Source organism: Planococcus glaciei (assembly GCF_900099655.1).
Classification (GTDB): Bacteria; Bacillota; Bacilli; order Bacillales_A; family Planococcaceae; genus Planococcus; species Planococcus glaciei.
Genome location: NZ_FNDC01000004.1, coordinates 238,415 through 254,878, shown reverse-complemented (window position 1 = coordinate 254,878; position 16,464 = coordinate 238,415). Strand labels below are relative to the sequence as shown.

At 45.8% G+C, this 16,464-nt stretch carries 11 protein-coding genes, 1 rRNA gene and 2 riboswitches; of the genes, 1 reads left to right on the top strand and 11 read right to left on the bottom strand.

Annotated elements, in window-relative coordinates; all coding sequences use genetic code 11:
- The 9 genes from BLQ32_RS07940 to ilvD form a co-directional block, all read right to left on the bottom strand.
- A 16S ribosomal RNA gene (locus BLQ32_RS07940) occupies positions 1-257 on the bottom strand; the annotation flags it as partial.
- 732 nt (positions 258-989) lie between these two features.
- Positions 990-2,327 carry an NCS2 family permease gene (locus tag BLQ32_RS07935; RefSeq protein WP_036804618.1) on the bottom strand — a complete coding sequence of 446 codons (1,338 nt, stop codon included), beginning with the start codon at positions 2,325-2,327 and terminating at the stop codon, positions 990-992.
- A 121-nt stretch (positions 2,328-2,448) separates the two neighbouring features.
- Positions 2,449-2,550, bottom strand: a riboswitch (purine riboswitch).
- A 128-nt stretch (positions 2,551-2,678) separates the two neighbouring features.
- A complete protein-coding gene (gene guaA, locus BLQ32_RS07930) occupies positions 2,679-4,217 on the bottom strand; it encodes a glutamine-hydrolyzing GMP synthase (protein ID WP_036804639.1) in 1,539 nt (512 codons plus the stop codon).
- Between the two features lie 126 nt (positions 4,218-4,343).
- A riboswitch (purine riboswitch) is annotated at positions 4,344-4,445 on the bottom strand.
- Positions 4,446-4,476: 31 nt separating this feature from the next.
- On the bottom strand, positions 4,477-6,666 hold the full coding sequence (locus BLQ32_RS07925; RefSeq protein ID WP_074509888.1) for a DUF4129 domain-containing transglutaminase family protein: 2,190 nt from the start codon (positions 6,664-6,666) through the stop codon (positions 4,477-4,479).
- Positions 6,663-7,877 (bottom strand): DUF58 domain-containing protein, encoded by a 1,215-nt coding sequence (locus tag BLQ32_RS07920; RefSeq protein ID WP_074509887.1) that lies wholly within the window; start codon positions 7,875-7,877, stop codon positions 6,663-6,665. The genes BLQ32_RS07925 and BLQ32_RS07920 overlap by 4 nt, the downstream gene beginning before the upstream one ends.
- On the bottom strand, positions 7,874-8,824 hold the full coding sequence (locus BLQ32_RS07915) for an AAA family ATPase (RefSeq protein WP_053168194.1): 951 nt from the start codon (positions 8,822-8,824) through the stop codon (positions 7,874-7,876). The genes BLQ32_RS07920 and BLQ32_RS07915 overlap by 4 nt, the downstream gene beginning before the upstream one ends.
- Before the next feature lie 162 nt (positions 8,825-8,986).
- Complete coding sequence (gene nadE, locus BLQ32_RS07910; RefSeq protein ID WP_036804608.1) at positions 8,987-9,814, bottom strand: ammonia-dependent NAD(+) synthetase; 828 nt, start codon at positions 9,812-9,814, stop codon at positions 8,987-8,989.
- A 12-nt stretch (positions 9,815-9,826) separates the two neighbouring features.
- On the bottom strand, positions 9,827-11,296 hold the full coding sequence (locus BLQ32_RS07905) for a nicotinate phosphoribosyltransferase (RefSeq protein ID WP_074509885.1): 1,470 nt from the start codon (positions 11,294-11,296) through the stop codon (positions 9,827-9,829).
- 430 nt (positions 11,297-11,726) lie between these two features.
- Positions 11,727-13,442, bottom strand: a complete 1,716-nt coding sequence (gene ilvD, locus BLQ32_RS07900; protein WP_036804604.1) for a dihydroxy-acid dehydratase — start codon at positions 13,440-13,442, stop codon at positions 11,727-11,729.
- A 243-nt stretch (positions 13,443-13,685) separates the two neighbouring features.
- Here ilvD and BLQ32_RS07895 point away from each other — a divergent pair, with 243 nt between their 5' ends.
- Complete coding sequence (locus BLQ32_RS07895; RefSeq protein ID WP_074509883.1) at positions 13,686-14,192, top strand: GNAT family N-acetyltransferase; 507 nt, start codon at positions 13,686-13,688, stop codon at positions 14,190-14,192.
- Between the two features lie 65 nt (positions 14,193-14,257).
- Here BLQ32_RS07895 and BLQ32_RS07890 read toward each other — a convergent pair whose 3' ends face one another.
- A complete protein-coding gene (locus BLQ32_RS07890; protein ID WP_074509882.1) occupies positions 14,258-14,935 on the bottom strand; it encodes a GNAT family N-acetyltransferase in 678 nt (225 codons plus the stop codon).
- Between the two features lie 237 nt (positions 14,936-15,172).
- Positions 15,173-16,411, bottom strand: a complete 1,239-nt coding sequence (locus BLQ32_RS07885) for a helix-turn-helix domain-containing protein (RefSeq protein ID WP_074509880.1) — start codon at positions 16,409-16,411, stop codon at positions 15,173-15,175.
- Positions 16,412-16,464: the final 53 nt, after the last annotated feature.

Sequence of the window (16,464 nt, the reverse complement as noted above, 5' to 3'; positions counted from 1 at the left end):
TAGCTAATGCGCCGCGGGCCCATCCTGCAGTGACAGCCGAAACCGTCTTTCCGTTGGGTCCCAGGAGGGACCCAAAACTATTCGGTATTAGCACCGGTTTCCCGGAGTTATCCCGATCTGCAGGGCAGGTTGCCCACGTGTTACTCACCCGTCCGCCGCTAAACCAGAAGGAGCAAGCTCCTCTGGTTCCGCTCGACTTGCATGTATTAGGCACGCCGCCAGCGTTCGTCCTGAGCCAGGATCAAACTCTCCATTATAGAGTAGTTGATTGCTCAAATACTTGCTGGCGTCTCGCCACCCCGAAAGGTGCGCGAGTCGCTTGATCTGGCCGAAGCCTGATCAGTATGTTAAGCCACGAACACCGTGTTGCTTCCGTACTCTTGCTCCGATTGCCTGCGGCAACCTTCGCAAAAGCCGTTCTCGCGCCAAGGCGCTCGTGACGTCTTTCGTTGACGTTTTGCTGTTCAGTTTTCAAGGTTCAATAATCCGTCGCTTTAAATCAGCAACTTTATTAGTCTACTTCATCCTACAATTCGTGTCAACTATATCTTTCAACTTTTAAATGAAAGTATTTTGTTTCCACTTTGTTTCCCTGAGGACATGTACTAATATACCAAGCTTCTTTGTATAAGTCAATAACTTTAAGGAAAATAATAAATAAATATTAACCGTTTACATTTTTTATTATAACAGAATATTCGCAATATAAAAGTTACAAACTTGTTACAACTTTGAAAGGAAACTGTTCCTTTACATTCTAAGTGTTGGCGATTTTCCCGCTAATTTTTCCTAGCTTCTTCTTTTCCGCCTCCCCCTTGTTTTTCGCTCTCGGTTTCATCTTCCTTCTATATATTAAAGATTGTTGATTTAAAGAACGCTCAAAATTTTTAAGCACATTGCTAGATCTGCATTTCCTTGATTGCAGTAGTTCGCTTTTTCTTTTCTTCTATATAATAAAAAGCCCGCCAATAAATTTGGCGGGCCGGGAATTAAGCAATGAAGATAAAATAGAGAATGAAAATGACAAACAGTCCGTACATGATCGGGTGAACTTGCTTGGCCTTGCCTGCCGTAACCATTGTGATCGGATAGAAAATAAATCCGATGGCGATTCCTGTTGCGATGCTATAGCCAAGCGGCATCGAAATCATCGTCAAGAATGCAGGAACGGCAATTTCGAATTTCGACCAATCGATTCTTCCTAAAGCCGAAACCATCAGGACACCAACAATGATCAATGCTGGGGCCGTTACCGCGCTTGTGATCACTTCCAGCAGCGGATAGAACAGAATGGAAATTAAGAAAAGCAAGCCAGTGACGACGGCTGCAAATCCTGAACGCGCTCCTGCAGCAACACCGGCACTCGATTCGATGTAAGAAGTCGTCGTCGATGTTCCGAAGATTGCGCCGCTGACAGTAGCAACGGCATCAGCAAGAAGGGCTCTCCCTGCACGCGGAAGTTTATCGTCTTTTATTAAACGTGCTTGAGTCGCGACAGCAACCAATGTCCCTGCCGTATCAAAGAAGTCTACAAACAAGAAAGTCAAAACGATGACTAGGAATTCGATGTTCATGAGTGAACCGAAATCATGAAGAATCGGATCCAGCGCTACACCGAATGTCGGAGCCATGCTTGGAACATTAAAGTCTACAATAGCGCTTGGCAATTCCACTACTTTAAAAATCATTCCAATTACAGCAGCAATGATCATCCCGAAGAAAATTCCGCCTTTGACGCGGCGCACCATCAGAACAACGGTTACTACCATTCCAAAAATCGCAAGCAACGTAGATGGTACTGTTAAATCACCAAGGCCGACCATCGTCGCTTCGTTTGCTACAATGATGCCGGAATTTTGAAGTCCAATAAATGTAATGTAAAGCCCAATCCCCGCTCCGACTGCTAATTTCAAGTCGTTCGGAATCGCATTAATAATCCGTTCACGAAGCCCCGACAAAGAAAGAACGATGAAGATGAGTCCGGAAAATAAAACGCCTGTCAAAGCAGTTTGCCACGGAATGCCGTATGTCAAGATAACGGTATAAGCAAAGAATGCATTTAATCCCATACCCGGCGCAAGTGCAATCGGATACTTGGCGATGATCCCCATCATCAAACATCCGATGGCTGCAGCAAGCGCCGTCGCCATAAATACAGATCCATAATCCATATACATTTCATCAGGCAAGTCCGGCACGGAACTTAATGTCAGCGTGAGCGGATTGACGACTAAAATATAAGCCATCGCTAAAAAGGTGGTTAAGCCCCCAATAATTTCTCGGCGGTAATTAGTTCCCAGTTCCTCGAACTGAAAATACTTTCTCATGTTGTTTTCCTCCGCGTGTCGTCGCGATAATGCTGAAACATAAAAAGCACATACAGCTTCATGCCGTATGTACTCGATTTCCTCTTCAAATACACCTCAATTGAAGAGCGTCCGATTCATTGCGAATGCGGACAAAAATCGTAGTCGAGTCATTTACGGTAACTCGGTAGAAACTTTCGGGCCATATCCCCGACATTATACGACAACGTTATTTAATTTCTATCGTAATATAACATGATTTTTTCAATCTAACAAGTCGAAACACGAACATTTCAATAAATTTTTGCATTAAAGTTCGTTAAAAAAGAAAGAAGCTGCACTTCCTGATAGAAGTGCAGCTTCTTTTCTATTTTATTCCCACTCAATTGTTGCAGGTGGCTTGCTCGTAATATCATACAGCACACGGTTGATATGCGAAACTTCGTTGACCAGGCGGACACTGATTTTCTCCAATACATCCCAAGGGATGCGTGCCCAGTCAGATGTCATGCCGTCAATTGAAGTGACAGCGCGGATGCCGATTGCGTAATCGTACGTACGGGCATCACCCATAACGCCGACGCTGCGGATATCCGGAAGAACCGTAAAGTACTGCCAGATGTCGCGGTCAAGACCAGCTTTGCTGATTTCATCACGCAAAATCCAGTCGGATTCACGGACGATTTCCAGTTTCTCTTCCGTTACAGCGCCCATGATGCGAATGCCAAGGCCTGGCCCTGGGAATGGCTGGCGCCAAACGATTTCATCCGGCATGCCAAGTTCTGTTCCAAGCACACGCACTTCGTCTTTGAATAAGGTATTTAACGGTTCGATCAATTTAAACTGCATGTCTTCCGGAAGGCCGCCGACATTATGGTGCGACTTGATCGTTTGTGCGGTAGTCGTACCGCTTTCAATGATGTCTGTATAAAGCGTACCTTGTGCCAGGAAGTCCATGCCTTCCAATTTTGAAGCTTCGTCATCAAATACATAAATGAATTCGTTGCCGATGATTTTGCGTTTTTGTTCCGGATCAGTTACGCCGGCAAGTTTGTTCATGAAACGGTCGCGTGCGTCGATTTTAATGACATTCATATGGAAGCCGTCAGCAAAAGTTTTCATGACGCTTTCCGCTTCACCTTTGCGCAGCAAGCCGTGGTCAACGAACATACATGTCAATTGGTCGCCGATCGCTTTGTGGATCAAGACAGCCACAACGGAAGAATCTACGCCTCCGCTTAATGCGCATAGAACTTTTTTGTCGCCGACTTCTTCACGGATTTTTTCGATTTCCAGTTCGATGTAATTCTCCATCGACCAGTCATCGGTCATGCCGCACACATCAAATACGAATTGGCGCAGCAACTCATTGCCGTAGATCGAGTGGCGAACTTCCGGGTGGAATTGAACACCATAGAAACCGCGTGACTCATCTGCCATCGAAGCAATCGGGCAGCTTGCGCTCGTACCGATTACATCAAATCCAGGAGGCGCTGCAGTTACCAGATCCCCGTGGCTCATCCAGACAATCTGTTCTTCCGGCAATCCTTTAAACAAGGTGCTTTCTTTGGTCAATTTCAGTTCCGCTTTCCCGTACTCGCGGTTTTGGGCTTTTTCGACTTTGCCGTTTAAATGCAACGCCATCAATTGCATGCCGTAGCAGATCCCTAAAATCGGAAGACCCATTTCAAAAATCGCATCGTCTACAGAAAAAGCATTTTTATCATAAACCGAGTTCGGGCCGCCTGAGAAAATAATGCCTGTTGCGTTCATTTCTTTGATTTCTTCTGCCGTAATGGTATGCGGGTGCAATTCACTGTAAACACCGATTTCACGAATACGCCGTGTAATCAATTGGTTATACTGGCTTCCAAAATCCAAAACCACAATTTTCTTTTGCTCTTTTAACATCGGACTTGCTGGCACACTCTTCACCTCTTCTATTCAATTCAGGCCTCAAAATGACAAAAGAACGCGGAAAAGGATTCCTCGCGTTCTTTTGCTCTACATCAAAAAGGCGAATGCACATGTCTGAACGCATGCGTCATCCACCTTCATAGTCAAGTCATTTCCGGGGACTTGGTAGAGACATCTGGTCCATATTACCAGACATATATGAGGGCACTTGTACTTTTAATTTTCTCAATTGTACAAGCTAGGCCGACCAAAATCAACCGGTTGTCTGTTTGATTAAATTTTCCCAACTTTCCTGCAACTCCCGCCATTCAATGGAATCCTTACGCCCGCCGTAGATTGACTGCTCATAAGCATTCGTTAGGCGGGTCATATCTTTTGTTCCAAAGAATGTGTCGATATAAGAAGCATAGGCTCTCAAGGTCTGCCCTTCGCTCCTTTTTATTCCATATAATTCCAGTTGTTTCAAAAGCCGCAAATAAGCTTTTTCGAATGTCGCGGTATCGCCGCTGCGCAATCGGTAATAAGGAATTAAGACACGGGGCAGCCATTTATGGCGGAATTTATAAAAAATCGCCGCCAGTACACCAAGGGCAATTGCCCCCCAACCGATTTTGCTGCTGTTTTCATCAAGGAACGATTGGAAACGGCTCCAGATAGATGGACCGGCATTCTGGTCAGCAGCTGCTTCATCTTCCAGTTCTTCAGGCAGCGGTGGCTCCGGACGATCCGGCATAGCCGCTTCATCCTCCTCAGCGGCATCGACTTCCACATCAAATTCAACGGCAGAAGAACCCGTAAACCCGATCGTCGGTTCAAACAGCATCCAGCCGACTCCCGGCATATAAGCTTCTACCCAGGAGTGGGCATTGTTATTGGTAATTTGGTAAATATCGGTATCATCTTTCGTCTCCACGATTTCCCCTTCGTTAAATCCTTTTACCCACCGGGCCGGGATATCAAGGGAACGCAGCAGGACGACCATGGACGTGGAAAAATTATCACAATAGCCTTTTTTTGTATCGAATAGAAATTGGTCGACGTAATCCTGGTCTTCGGCCGGCACCGGAATATCCTGCTGGCTGTATTCAAATCCGGCATTGCTGAAGTACCTCTCGATGTCCCGGGCCTTATCGTAGATTGTAGTCGAACTGGCGGTTATTTCTTCTGCCAAATCCCGAACGCGCTGCGGCAGCTCGGCTGGCAACTGGCGATAACGGTCAAATTCAGCCGGCAGTTCCGCCAAATCTTCCGCGGATGTTTCACGCAATGCCGTCAAACTGAAAGTCGGCTCACTGAACGTGATTTCGTAAACTTCCGGTTCGAAAACATCGCCTTGCTGATAGGTTTCAATTCGCTGGTCTGCCGTATTGTACTCGTAATCCAGATTTTCATCCATCACAACCGATTCAGTCCCATAAGGATACAACACAAACGGGAAATCCTGATCCATCGACAGGAGCGCGGTTTCTTGCATTTCCGGGTCTCCCGGCGTGAAATCGGTCGCAATAAAGTCCCCGTTTTCATACAGGAACGAGTCGCCGATATTCTCCGTCAGTTCCCAGCCTTTTGTCGTATAAATATCTTTTGACTCCACTTTCCAGTATTGCCCGCTGGCAACTTCCGCTTTAAATACCGGGGAGCTGTCGCCGATGAACGAACCGCCCAGCTGCGAATCATTCACTCCGTAGCCGATTCTTCCAACTGTACCGCCCGGCCCGCTTCCCGCCCCGCTTGAAAAAGACGTAATATACGGAACAGGATCCGGCCAGACAGGACCCGATTTCGGCAAATAAAGCGCCACGGCCGTAGAACCGGCAATCATGATGAACAGCGGAATGATTGCCGCTGCAATTTTTTCGCTGCTCAGTTCTATCCGGTGCCGCTCGGTCCATCTTGCCAAATGCAGAAGGCCGGCCAACAAGAGGCCAATGACCATAATGCGGATAATGGCTGTATTTCCGGTATAAGGGCTGAACGTATCCAAAACGGCAATAAAAACCACCGTCAACAAGTAAAACAGGAAAATGCTCAAACGGAAGCTCACCCAGTAATGGATCAAGTAAACCGCCATCCATAACAGCGTGAAAAATAGAAGCGTCCGAAACACATCGGTCGTGTTTGCCCAGTTTTGAGAAAAAAGAGCCGCTAAATTGATTTTCAAGTCTTGCCAGACAAATGCGATGGCTTCACCGGTGAAAAACACTTCACCGGTATACACGTAAACGATAAACCATAAAACATACAGCAATTTCAATGGCCCCGAAATCCACCAGGAGACTCTTAGTAAAGACATTCCAAGCGCCATTGCAATAAAAATCAGAAACAACGGTTTATAGGCAGTAGCCGTCAAAGTCATTACCGGCGTCAGCCATTCGGCCAGCAGTAAAAAGACAAGAATGTAGAGCCCTGCCATAAACCAACTATTTTTCCTTATGGAAGTCATTTGCCGTTCACCTCCGTAAATACCGATGAAAAATTATCCGGACTGACACGCTTCACAGTAAAACCTTTTGAACGGGCAAATTGATGCGCAGCTTCTTCCTGGGGAGAAGCTTGTTCTCCTTTACGGGTGATAACCAAACACATGCACGTATTCAAATGCTTCACATTTCGCTGAATAGCTTTCACCATCTCAATAGTTAAATGGCTGGTCACATACAACAGGCTTGATGCCTGGATTTTTTGAAGCTCACGCCCCCCTGCATCTTCAGCAGGTTTCTCCAGATCGGGCTGGACTTTTGTTAAATGGTACATGATTCGATGCAGGTGTTCTTCGGTCTGGATGACCGGAAAATGATTGCGGGTTTCGCCAATCGATAAGTAAGACACACTTGAATTGGAACGTACAATCGACTTAAGAATAGAAGCCACCAATTCCACTTGAATTTCGAATTTCTCCGAAGGCCGCCGGTCATCCATTAAAAACAGGTCCTGGGACTGGCGGTCTTCAAATTCCTTCGTTCGCATTGTCTGTGTCCGCGCAAATGACTTCCAGTGGATCCACGAAACCCGGTCGCCCGGATGGTAGTCCCGAATGCCGGTAGCCATCGTCGTATCTTTGACCAGTGTAAACGGCGCAGCCATTGAGCCGTGATCGTATTTGGATTCCATCGGCCGATAAACAATGTCCACCGTATTGGGATAGACGAGCACTTTTTGCTGAAGCGGCACCAATCTGCTTTTGCGGACCCAGCCAAAGAAATCGGCGATTTCAATTTGAACGCCTTCCAAAACATGTTCTCCGCGCGGCATATGTTCAATCTCATATGTCCACGAATAACTTTTCCGGAATCCGGGAACGAACATTTTCTGATGCATGCCGGCAGTTTGTTTTTTTAATGCTGGAGAATGGGTCTTTTCAGTAAGAACTGTATAGAGCAAAGGAAAGCGGTGTTTTCTGCGCATATGAATGGTCGCCGAAAAACTGCTTCCTTTTCGCACTTGGGCGGTATGGATATCACGGGATAGTTCAATATCGCTTAAAGGGTAAAACGTCAACAAAACGGAATATAAGGCAAAAGGCAAAGCCATATAAAAAATGAACCAGCTGACAAATCCGCCTTGAAACATAGCGAACGAAAATGTCAGCAAAAGGAGGCCCAGTACAAATAGCAGCCTCCCCCATAAATTCATAAATTCTTTTGCTTTGCTCATTGGCCAACTAGCCTTTGGACGGGAACGCGGGTTTTTGCCAGAATCCGATCTGTGATTTCTTCAGCCGTGACTCCGTCATAACGCGCTTCCGAACGCAGCATGATGCGGTGGCCAAAGACAAATTTCGCCAAATGCTGCACATCGTCCGGCGTCACAAAATCCCGGCCTTTCAGCATGGCGTAGGCTTGGGAAGCTTTCATCAACGCAATAGATCCCCGTGGGCTTACTCCCAAGTACACATAAGGGTCAATTCGGGTTTGTCTGGCTAAATCCACGATATAGCTGCGGATGGTTTCGTCGACATTGATTCGCTTTACTTCTTCCTGCAATTTCAGCAGCTCCTCAAGCGTCATCACCGGCTGAAGTTCATCAATCGGCGCAGAAACCTGGGAGCGGTTCAGTACTTCCATTTCTTCGCGGGAACTTGGGTAGCCGATTTTAATTTTCAGGAGGAAACGGTCCAGCTGCGCTTCAGGCAGCGGATAGGTCCCTTCATATTCAATGGGATTTTGAGTAGCCATAACGAAAAACGGTTTTGGTATGTGCTGGGTTACGCCATCAATTGTGACGGAAGCTTCTTCCATCGCTTCTAGCAAAGAGGATTGCGTTTTAGGGGAAGTCCGGTTGATTTCATCGGCTAATACGATATTGCCCATAATCGGTCCCGGCCTGAAATGAAACTCCATGTCTTTCGGATTATAAATGGAGACACCTATAACATCTGACGGGAGCAGGTCAGGAGTGAATTGAATCCGTTTAAAATCAGCGCCGATGGATTTCGCGAGCGCTCTCACCAGCATCGTTTTGCCGACCCCAGGCACATCTTCCAGCAGCACATGCCCTTGGGAAAGCATAGCTACGATGCTTAATTCAGCGATATGGCGTTTGCCGATAATCACTTTTTCTATATTGTCAATCACTGCATTCAAGCGGTCTTTAGCATTCATCCTGATTCCCCCAGTATATAAATTCGCGTATTTTAAGTTGTCGAAATCTTATCATAAGCATAACGAATTTATATAATTTTCTCAACTGTCTGTAACTTTCGCAGGGACTTTTTCCGCAAATAAAAAACAGAGCTTAAAAAGCTAAGCTCTGTTGCATTTGAGTTATTTCCAAAAATCATCAAAAATCGTGATCGGCAAGTGGCGTTTGTGCTGGGAACGCAAGTAATAGCCTTCCAGTTTTTCCTGTGCATCTTGCGGAATTTTCTTGCCTTCCAAATAATCATCAATCATGTCATAGGTGATGCCAAGCGCCACTTCATCCGGAATTGCGGGTTTATCTTCTTCCAGATCAGCTGTCGGAATTTTCATGTACAAATGCTCCGGCGAACCAAGTTCCTTCAACATCGCCCGGCCTTGGCGTTTGTTCAAGCGGAACAACGGAGTCAAGTCAGCAGCCCCGTCGCCGAATTTTGTGTAGAAACCGGTAATCGCTTCAGCTGCATGGTCCGTCCCAAGGACAACCGCATTGTGCATCGCTGCAGCTGAAAATTGCACTTTCATCCGTTCACGCGCTTTTTCGTTTCCTTTGGCAAAATCCGTCAGCTCAATGCCTGCAGCATCCAAAGCGCGTTTGCTGGCATCCACCGCTTCTTTGATATTGACTGTATACACTTTCGTCGGGTTGATAAACTCAATGGCATCCTGCGCATCGTGTTCATCGAACTGTTCCCCGTACGGCAAGCGGATTGCGTAAAAGCCGTATGCAGCTTCTCCCGCTTCTGCGTTCAACTCATCAACCGCCATTTGCGCCAGCTTTCCTGCTAAGGTAGAATCCTGACCTCCGGAGATGCCTAAAACAAATCCTTTTAAAAACGGATGCTTCACCAAATATTCTTTTAAAAATGAAACCGTTCGTTCAATCTCTTCTTTCGGATTTATGGAAGGCTGAACTTTAAGTTCTTCAATGATCGTTTTTTGCAAATCTGACATGAATACTCCCCCTTATTTTCCTGTAAGTTGTTGAATTGCGTCTTTCACTTCCTGGATATTGCGCATCTTGTTGTCCCAGCATTTCTGGCTTAAATCGACTGGGTATTCTTCCGGATTTAACGAACGTTTGTATTCGTCCCACAACAGTTCCAGATTCTTCGCTGCAAATTCCTGCATTTCCTGGACAGAAGGATTTTCATAAATGATTTCTCCGTTTTCCACGACATGGTGGTGGATATTCACTGCATCAAAATTGGAAACAAATTTCGAGACATAGGTGTGGACCGGGTGGAACATTTTCAAATGATCTTCTTCAGCAGGGTTTTCATCCTGCATCGCAATATAATCACCTTCTGATTTTCCATTTTCCCTGTCTATAATCCGATAAACGTTTTTCTGGCCCGGAGTCGTGACTTTTTCCGCGTTGCCGGAAATTTTAATGGTATCTTCCATTTCGCCGTGTTCGTTTTCAATGGCTACGATTTTGTATACTGCGCCAAGCGCCGGTTGATCGTAAGCGGTAATCAGCTTTGTCCCGATCCCCCAGGAATCCACACGTGCCCCCTGCGCTTTCAAGTTCAATATCGTGTATTCATCCAAATCGTTGGAGACGACAATTTTGACATCCGGGAAACCGGCTTCATCCAGCATTTTACGGGCTTCTTTCGAGAGAAAGGCAATATCTCCGCTGTCCAGGCGGATACCTTGGAAATTGATTTTGTCCCCCAGTTCTTTCGCTACCCGGATTGCAGTCGGCACACCGGATTTCAGCGTATCGTATGTGTCCACAAGAAATACGCAGTCTTTGTGGCGCTTGGCATACGAGTGAAACGCTTCGTATTCATCTTTATAAGCCTGGACCATGGAATGGGCATGGGTTCCGGCAACCGGAATACCGAATCGTTTGCCTGCCCGGACATTGCTTGTCGCTTCAAGTCCGCCGATAAAAGCGGCTCTCGTTCCCCAAACGGCCGCATCCATTTCCTGCGCACGCCGCGTACCAAATTCCATCACCCGCTGTTCCTTGACAATCTGTTTGATGCGGCTTGCTTTCGTCGCAATCAAGGTTTGGTAATTGACGATATTTAAAAGAGCAGTTTCGATTAATTGGGCTTCTACCAAAGGAGCCTCGATCCGGATCAGCGGTTCGTTCTGGAAAACCAGCTCTCCTTCCAGAACAGAGTAGACGTTTCCTGTAAAACGCACCGTCCGCAAATATTCGATATAGTCTTCTTTGTAGCCGACTTCTTCTTGAAGGTACGCAAGGTCGCTTTCAGTGAAACGGAAATCTCTTAAATAATCAAGGACACGTTCCAACCCGGCAAAAATGGCATAGCCATTCCCAAACGGCAGCTTCCGGAAAAAAAGTTCAAACACCGCTTTTCGTTCATGCATGCCATCTGCCCAATAAGACTCGGACATATTGATTTGGTATAAATCGGTATGTAAGGCTAAGCTGTCATCTGAGTATGTTTTCTGCATAAAAATCTCCTTCTTCCGCATGGTGTAATTTTTCTTATTATACCCCAATAGTCACGTTTCAAAAAACAAATCCTTGTATCAGCTAATCAGTTGACTTGCTCGTTTATTTGTGAGATACTAGTTTAGTTAACAAAGAGGTAACGGATATATTTTGATAATCTGGCATTCTACAACAATGTTTTTGAGAATACTTATTCACACTGGCGCGATTTCAGGATCGCAAGGACGTAAAAGAAGGTAGGGTTTACGTTGCTTAAGTTAGAAGGCACCCAGTGGAACTATGACCGCGGCACTGAAAGAAAGAACTTTCAATGGAAATGATTCCCCCGATGAAACGGGTTGAAAAATTGAGTCAAAAATAAATTAATGTTACCTTGCAAAATCAAAGGGATGCCCTCAACTCGAGGGCATCCCTTTTCCAATTCTTTTATTAATTTTTCACCGTAACTGTCGCTTCCGTTTGTTCTCGGTTCAAGTAATCGGTCACCGCTCCTTTGGAAGAGCAGGTCACGTTGTGCGCATATTTCCCGAGTACGCCTTTCTTATGCAGCGGCGGAGCCACCCACGCATTACGGCGTGCTTCCAATTCTTCTTCTGAAACATCCATCGTAATTTCCTGGGTATCCGAATCGATCGTGACGATATCTCCTTCTTTCAAAAGAGCGATCGGTCCGCCGACTTGCGCTTCCGGCGCGATATGTCCGACCACCAGTCCATGCGTACCGCCGGAGAAACGGCCATCTGTCAGCAAGGCTACTTTCTCATCCATGCCTTTGCCGACAAGGATTCCTGAAATCGACAGCATTTCCGGCATTCCCGGACCGCCTTTTGGCCCCACATAACGGATCACCAACACGTCGCCGTCGTTGATTTCGTCTGCCATTACAGCTGCTGTCGCTTCCGGTTCGTTGTCAAAAACGCGTGCCGGCCCTGAATGGCGTTTCACTTTAACGCCCGACATTTTGGCGACTGCGCCGCGCGGAGACAAATTCCCTTTTAGTACAATCAACGGACCGTCTTTTCGTTTCGGCTTATCGAACGGCATGATCACTTGCTGGCCTTCCAAAAGATCCGGTGCCTCTTTCAAGTTTTCCGCCAAGGTTTTACCGGTAACCGTCATGCAGTCGCCGTGCAAATAGCCTGCCTCAAGCAACACTTTCATCACAGCCTGCACACCGCCAACGCGGTGCAGATCCTGCATGACGTATTTGCCGCTCGGTTTTAGATCGGCGATATGCGGCACCGTTTTTTGGATGCGGTCAAAATCGTCAATCGTCAAATCAACCTCTGCCGCATGCGCAATGGCCAATAGATGCAAGATGGCATTGGTTGAACCGCCAAGCGCCATCACAACGGTAATGGCATTTTCAAACGCTTCTTTGGTCATGATGTCTTTTGGGTAAATCCCTTGTTCGAGCAAATTATAGACGGCTGCTCCTGCGGCTTCACAATCTGCTTTCTTGCCTTCTGTTTCTGCGGGATTTGACGAACTGCCCGGCAAACTCATGCCCATCGCTTCAGCGGCGGAAGCCATCGTGTTTGCTGTGTACATCCCGCCGCAAGAACCGGCACCTGGACAAGCGGCGCATTCGATTTTGCGGAGAGCGCCGTCATCGATCGTACCGGCATTGTGCTGGCCCACTCCTTCAAAAACCGACACAATGTCGATATCCTGGCCGTTGTTTCTTCCCGGCGCAATTGTTCCACCGTAGACAAAGACTGCCGGAACTTCCGAATTCGCAATAGCAATCAAACAGCCTGGAATGTTTTTATCGCAGCCGCCGATTGCGACTAAGCCGTCTAAACTTTCCGCGCCTACCACGGTTTCAATCGAATCGGCAATCACATCCCGGCTTGAAAGCGAGTATTTCATCCCTTCCGTCCCCATTGAAATCCCGTCCGAAACGGTGATCGTATTGAAAATCATCGGCTTTCCGCCTGCTTCTGCCGCCCCTTTTTTCGCGCTCACTGCCAAATCATGAATATGTATATTGCAAGGAGTCACTTCGCTCCATGTACTTGCTACACCAATTTGCGGCTTGGTGAAATCATCGTCAGAAAAGCCTACAGCTCGGAGCATGGCTCGGTTCGGCGCTTTCATCGCCCCTTCGAACACTTTACTGTTGATACGCAAATCTTTTGTCATAAGGCATCTTTCCTTTCTTTTAACTCATTATAGAGAAATATTAAAACAATTCAATGTATTTAAAATTTTTCTCTCTATTTAATTTTAAATCGTCAAAAAACTTTCACATGTAAGCCTTTACATTTACAGAAAGTTGGAAATGTCATTCTTTTATCATTCCTGCCGCTTCTTTGAAAAAAAAATGCTATACTAAAGGCAATTATTCTTAATTCGAGATATTTATCATGAACGGGAGGTATATTTTTGAAGATCAGACAAGCATTTGCCCATGAATATGAAACCATTAAAAAGCAGCGGCTGGCCTCGTATGAACCTTTTAGCAACGTCATTCCCGCTGGCCATTGGGAAATATTAAAAAACACCTTAACTTCCGAAAATGCCAAAAACGCCGGTGCGGAAGTTTTTGTTTCGGAAATAAATGGAGCGATTGCCGGAAGCGTGGTTTTGTTTCCTTCCCAATCAAAAGCTTATGAATGGGATACAGCAGCGCTTGAATATCCGGAAATCCGCATGCTCGCTGTTGATGCAAATTTTAGAAGCAACGGAATCGGCAAAGCCTTGGTTGAGCATTGCGTAGCTGTCGCCAAAGAACAAGGCTATCCGTTCATCGGCTTGCATACCGCTCATTTTATGGAAAGTGCCATGCGCCTATACAAACAACTCGGATTCAGCCGGGTCCCTTCTTTGGACTTTGAACCTTTGGACGACGGCATCATTGTGAAAGCTTTTCGGCTCAATTTAATCCCGTAAAAAAGCGGCGATTGCAAAATTGCAATCACCGCTTTTTTAGGTGCCGCATTTGCTTTTATCAAGCTTTACAGCGATTTGTTTTCGATAAAAGGATTTTTCCATTCCATCAATAAAGCATAGTTATGCGATTCGGCGTCCTCCAGATAATCGGAAACGAGCGACAGTGGGGTTCGGCCGCAGCGGAGCAAAAATGTGATGACCGGGTCTTTTAATTTGCCGCTGACCACATCTTCGACGTATTGTTCAGCGGTCAGTTTACTAGCGTGTTTGTGATAGCCCGAGATTCTTCCCCCGCCCAAGAGCCGGTCCAACTCGTAATGGACTACATGCTCATACATCGACTGCATCATCAACTTGCCTAAATCGAGCTTGCGGAACGACGGTTTGACGCATAAGTCTGCAATGTAAAGCGTTTTTCCATCGGGCTTGTGATTGCCGATCGAGCCACTGTCTGTCACTTCTTCCCACGTGTGCTGTGGATGCAGCGGATCAAAGTCGACCAGCAGGCTGGTCATTGATCCCGCAATTTCTCCGTTCACTTCTACGCAAATGGCGCCTTCCGGGAAATGCTTCAAATGGCTGGCCAATTGCTCTTTTGTCCACCACAAGTCTTCTGGAAACGGCGGCGGAAAACTTTCCTGCTGGACGGCAATCAGCCCTGCGAAATCTTCTTCCCTATAATTTCTGACAGTTGCCAACACTGTTTCTGTGCCTTTAAAAACATATTGTTTTTTCTGGTACATCCCCTTCCCCGTCCTTCCTCTCATCATTTCTTTCTATTATAGGGAAAGCCTATTAAAAGTTCTCATTTAAAGGCTATTTTTGCAACGCAAAAAGGCTTCCAGCCAGAATGGCTGAAAGCCCTGATTATACGTTTTTTGCTTAAAGCGGCGGCAAAATGTGCGGCGCTGCCATCGGCAATGCGACTGCAGCAATCATCGCTGCCGTCAGGATTGATGCGAATAAGTTTTTCACGGTTTTCATAAATATTCACCACCATTTCGTTCATTATAAGTGCGGTAGAAATGAGCTTTCTCCCACTCTTTATTCCGCTGATAGTAATCGATCAGTTCAGCGGCAACTTTTTTACCTTCTTTTATATAACCATTTTTTCTGAAAAATGGAAACATTTTTTCTTCACAATAGGTCCAAAGGTCCTCTTGGGAAAAACTACGCTTTTCGAAATAGTTTGCATATATGCGAAAATATTCATCTGAAGGTTCTTTTGCCAATTCCCGCAATTCATTGATTAGCGGCATGGCGTCAGCTGGTTTTTCCAGCTTCGTTTCCAGTAAACTGACGAGTACGGCTTTGTAGAAATAAGAATGTCTGGGAACATTTTCTTTTAATTCATGCAAAAGTTCCCTTGCTTGCTGGTATTCTTCTTTTTGCTTTAATAATTCCACAAAATTATAGACGGTTTGGTTATATAAATCATGTTGGCCGGTCAAATGGGCGTTTCGCTTTAATACTTCGTATATGCCGCCCGCCTGTGCCAGCAAATTACGTCTTGTATAGTTGATGGCCAGCAACAGTTGGGCATGAAGCAGCCGGATGTAGTTGTGGTGAAGCTGATAATACTGGACGGCTCTTTCTGCATAGTGGGCAGACATTTCAAAGCGGTCATGCAAAATCAGCAGACGGGCTTTCTGGTAATAATATTCCCCTTCAAACTTTTGGGGAATGCTTTGGATTCCTTTATCCAGGCCGTCCAGATATCGGAGCGATTCTTCCGTTTTGTTGAGCATCGTGTAATAAAGCGACTGAAAAAACTGATGAAGCCATTTTTCGGGTGCGGTAAAAGAGCCTTCCAGCCTTTCAAGCAATTGCTTCTGCCGCTCCGCTTTGGCTTGATCGTTCTGGTAAATGTAGTAACGGAATTTATAGAGCTCGTATTGGTTCACTAAATCGCTGGATTGAATATAATCATTTTCCTGTTCCAGCTGGCTGTATTGCCTTTCCATAGTAGCCAAGTCGTAATGCAGGGAACAATCAATGAATTCTCCCAATTGCCGTTCCAAACGTTTGTAGCGGTCTACTTCTTTTTCCCACTGAACACCCATTTTCACCAATAATGCCTGAATGGTCGATTCATGCGGTGTATAGGTATTGGATTCAATTTTACTTAAATGCGAGATGGAACAAATGCCGTCTGCCAATTGTGATTGAGTTAGATTGTTTTTAGTGCGGTAATACTTGATGACAGATCCGATATTCATACGCTCACCCTTTTAGTCTAGATAAAAAAATATTAACATAAAAAAACAATTCC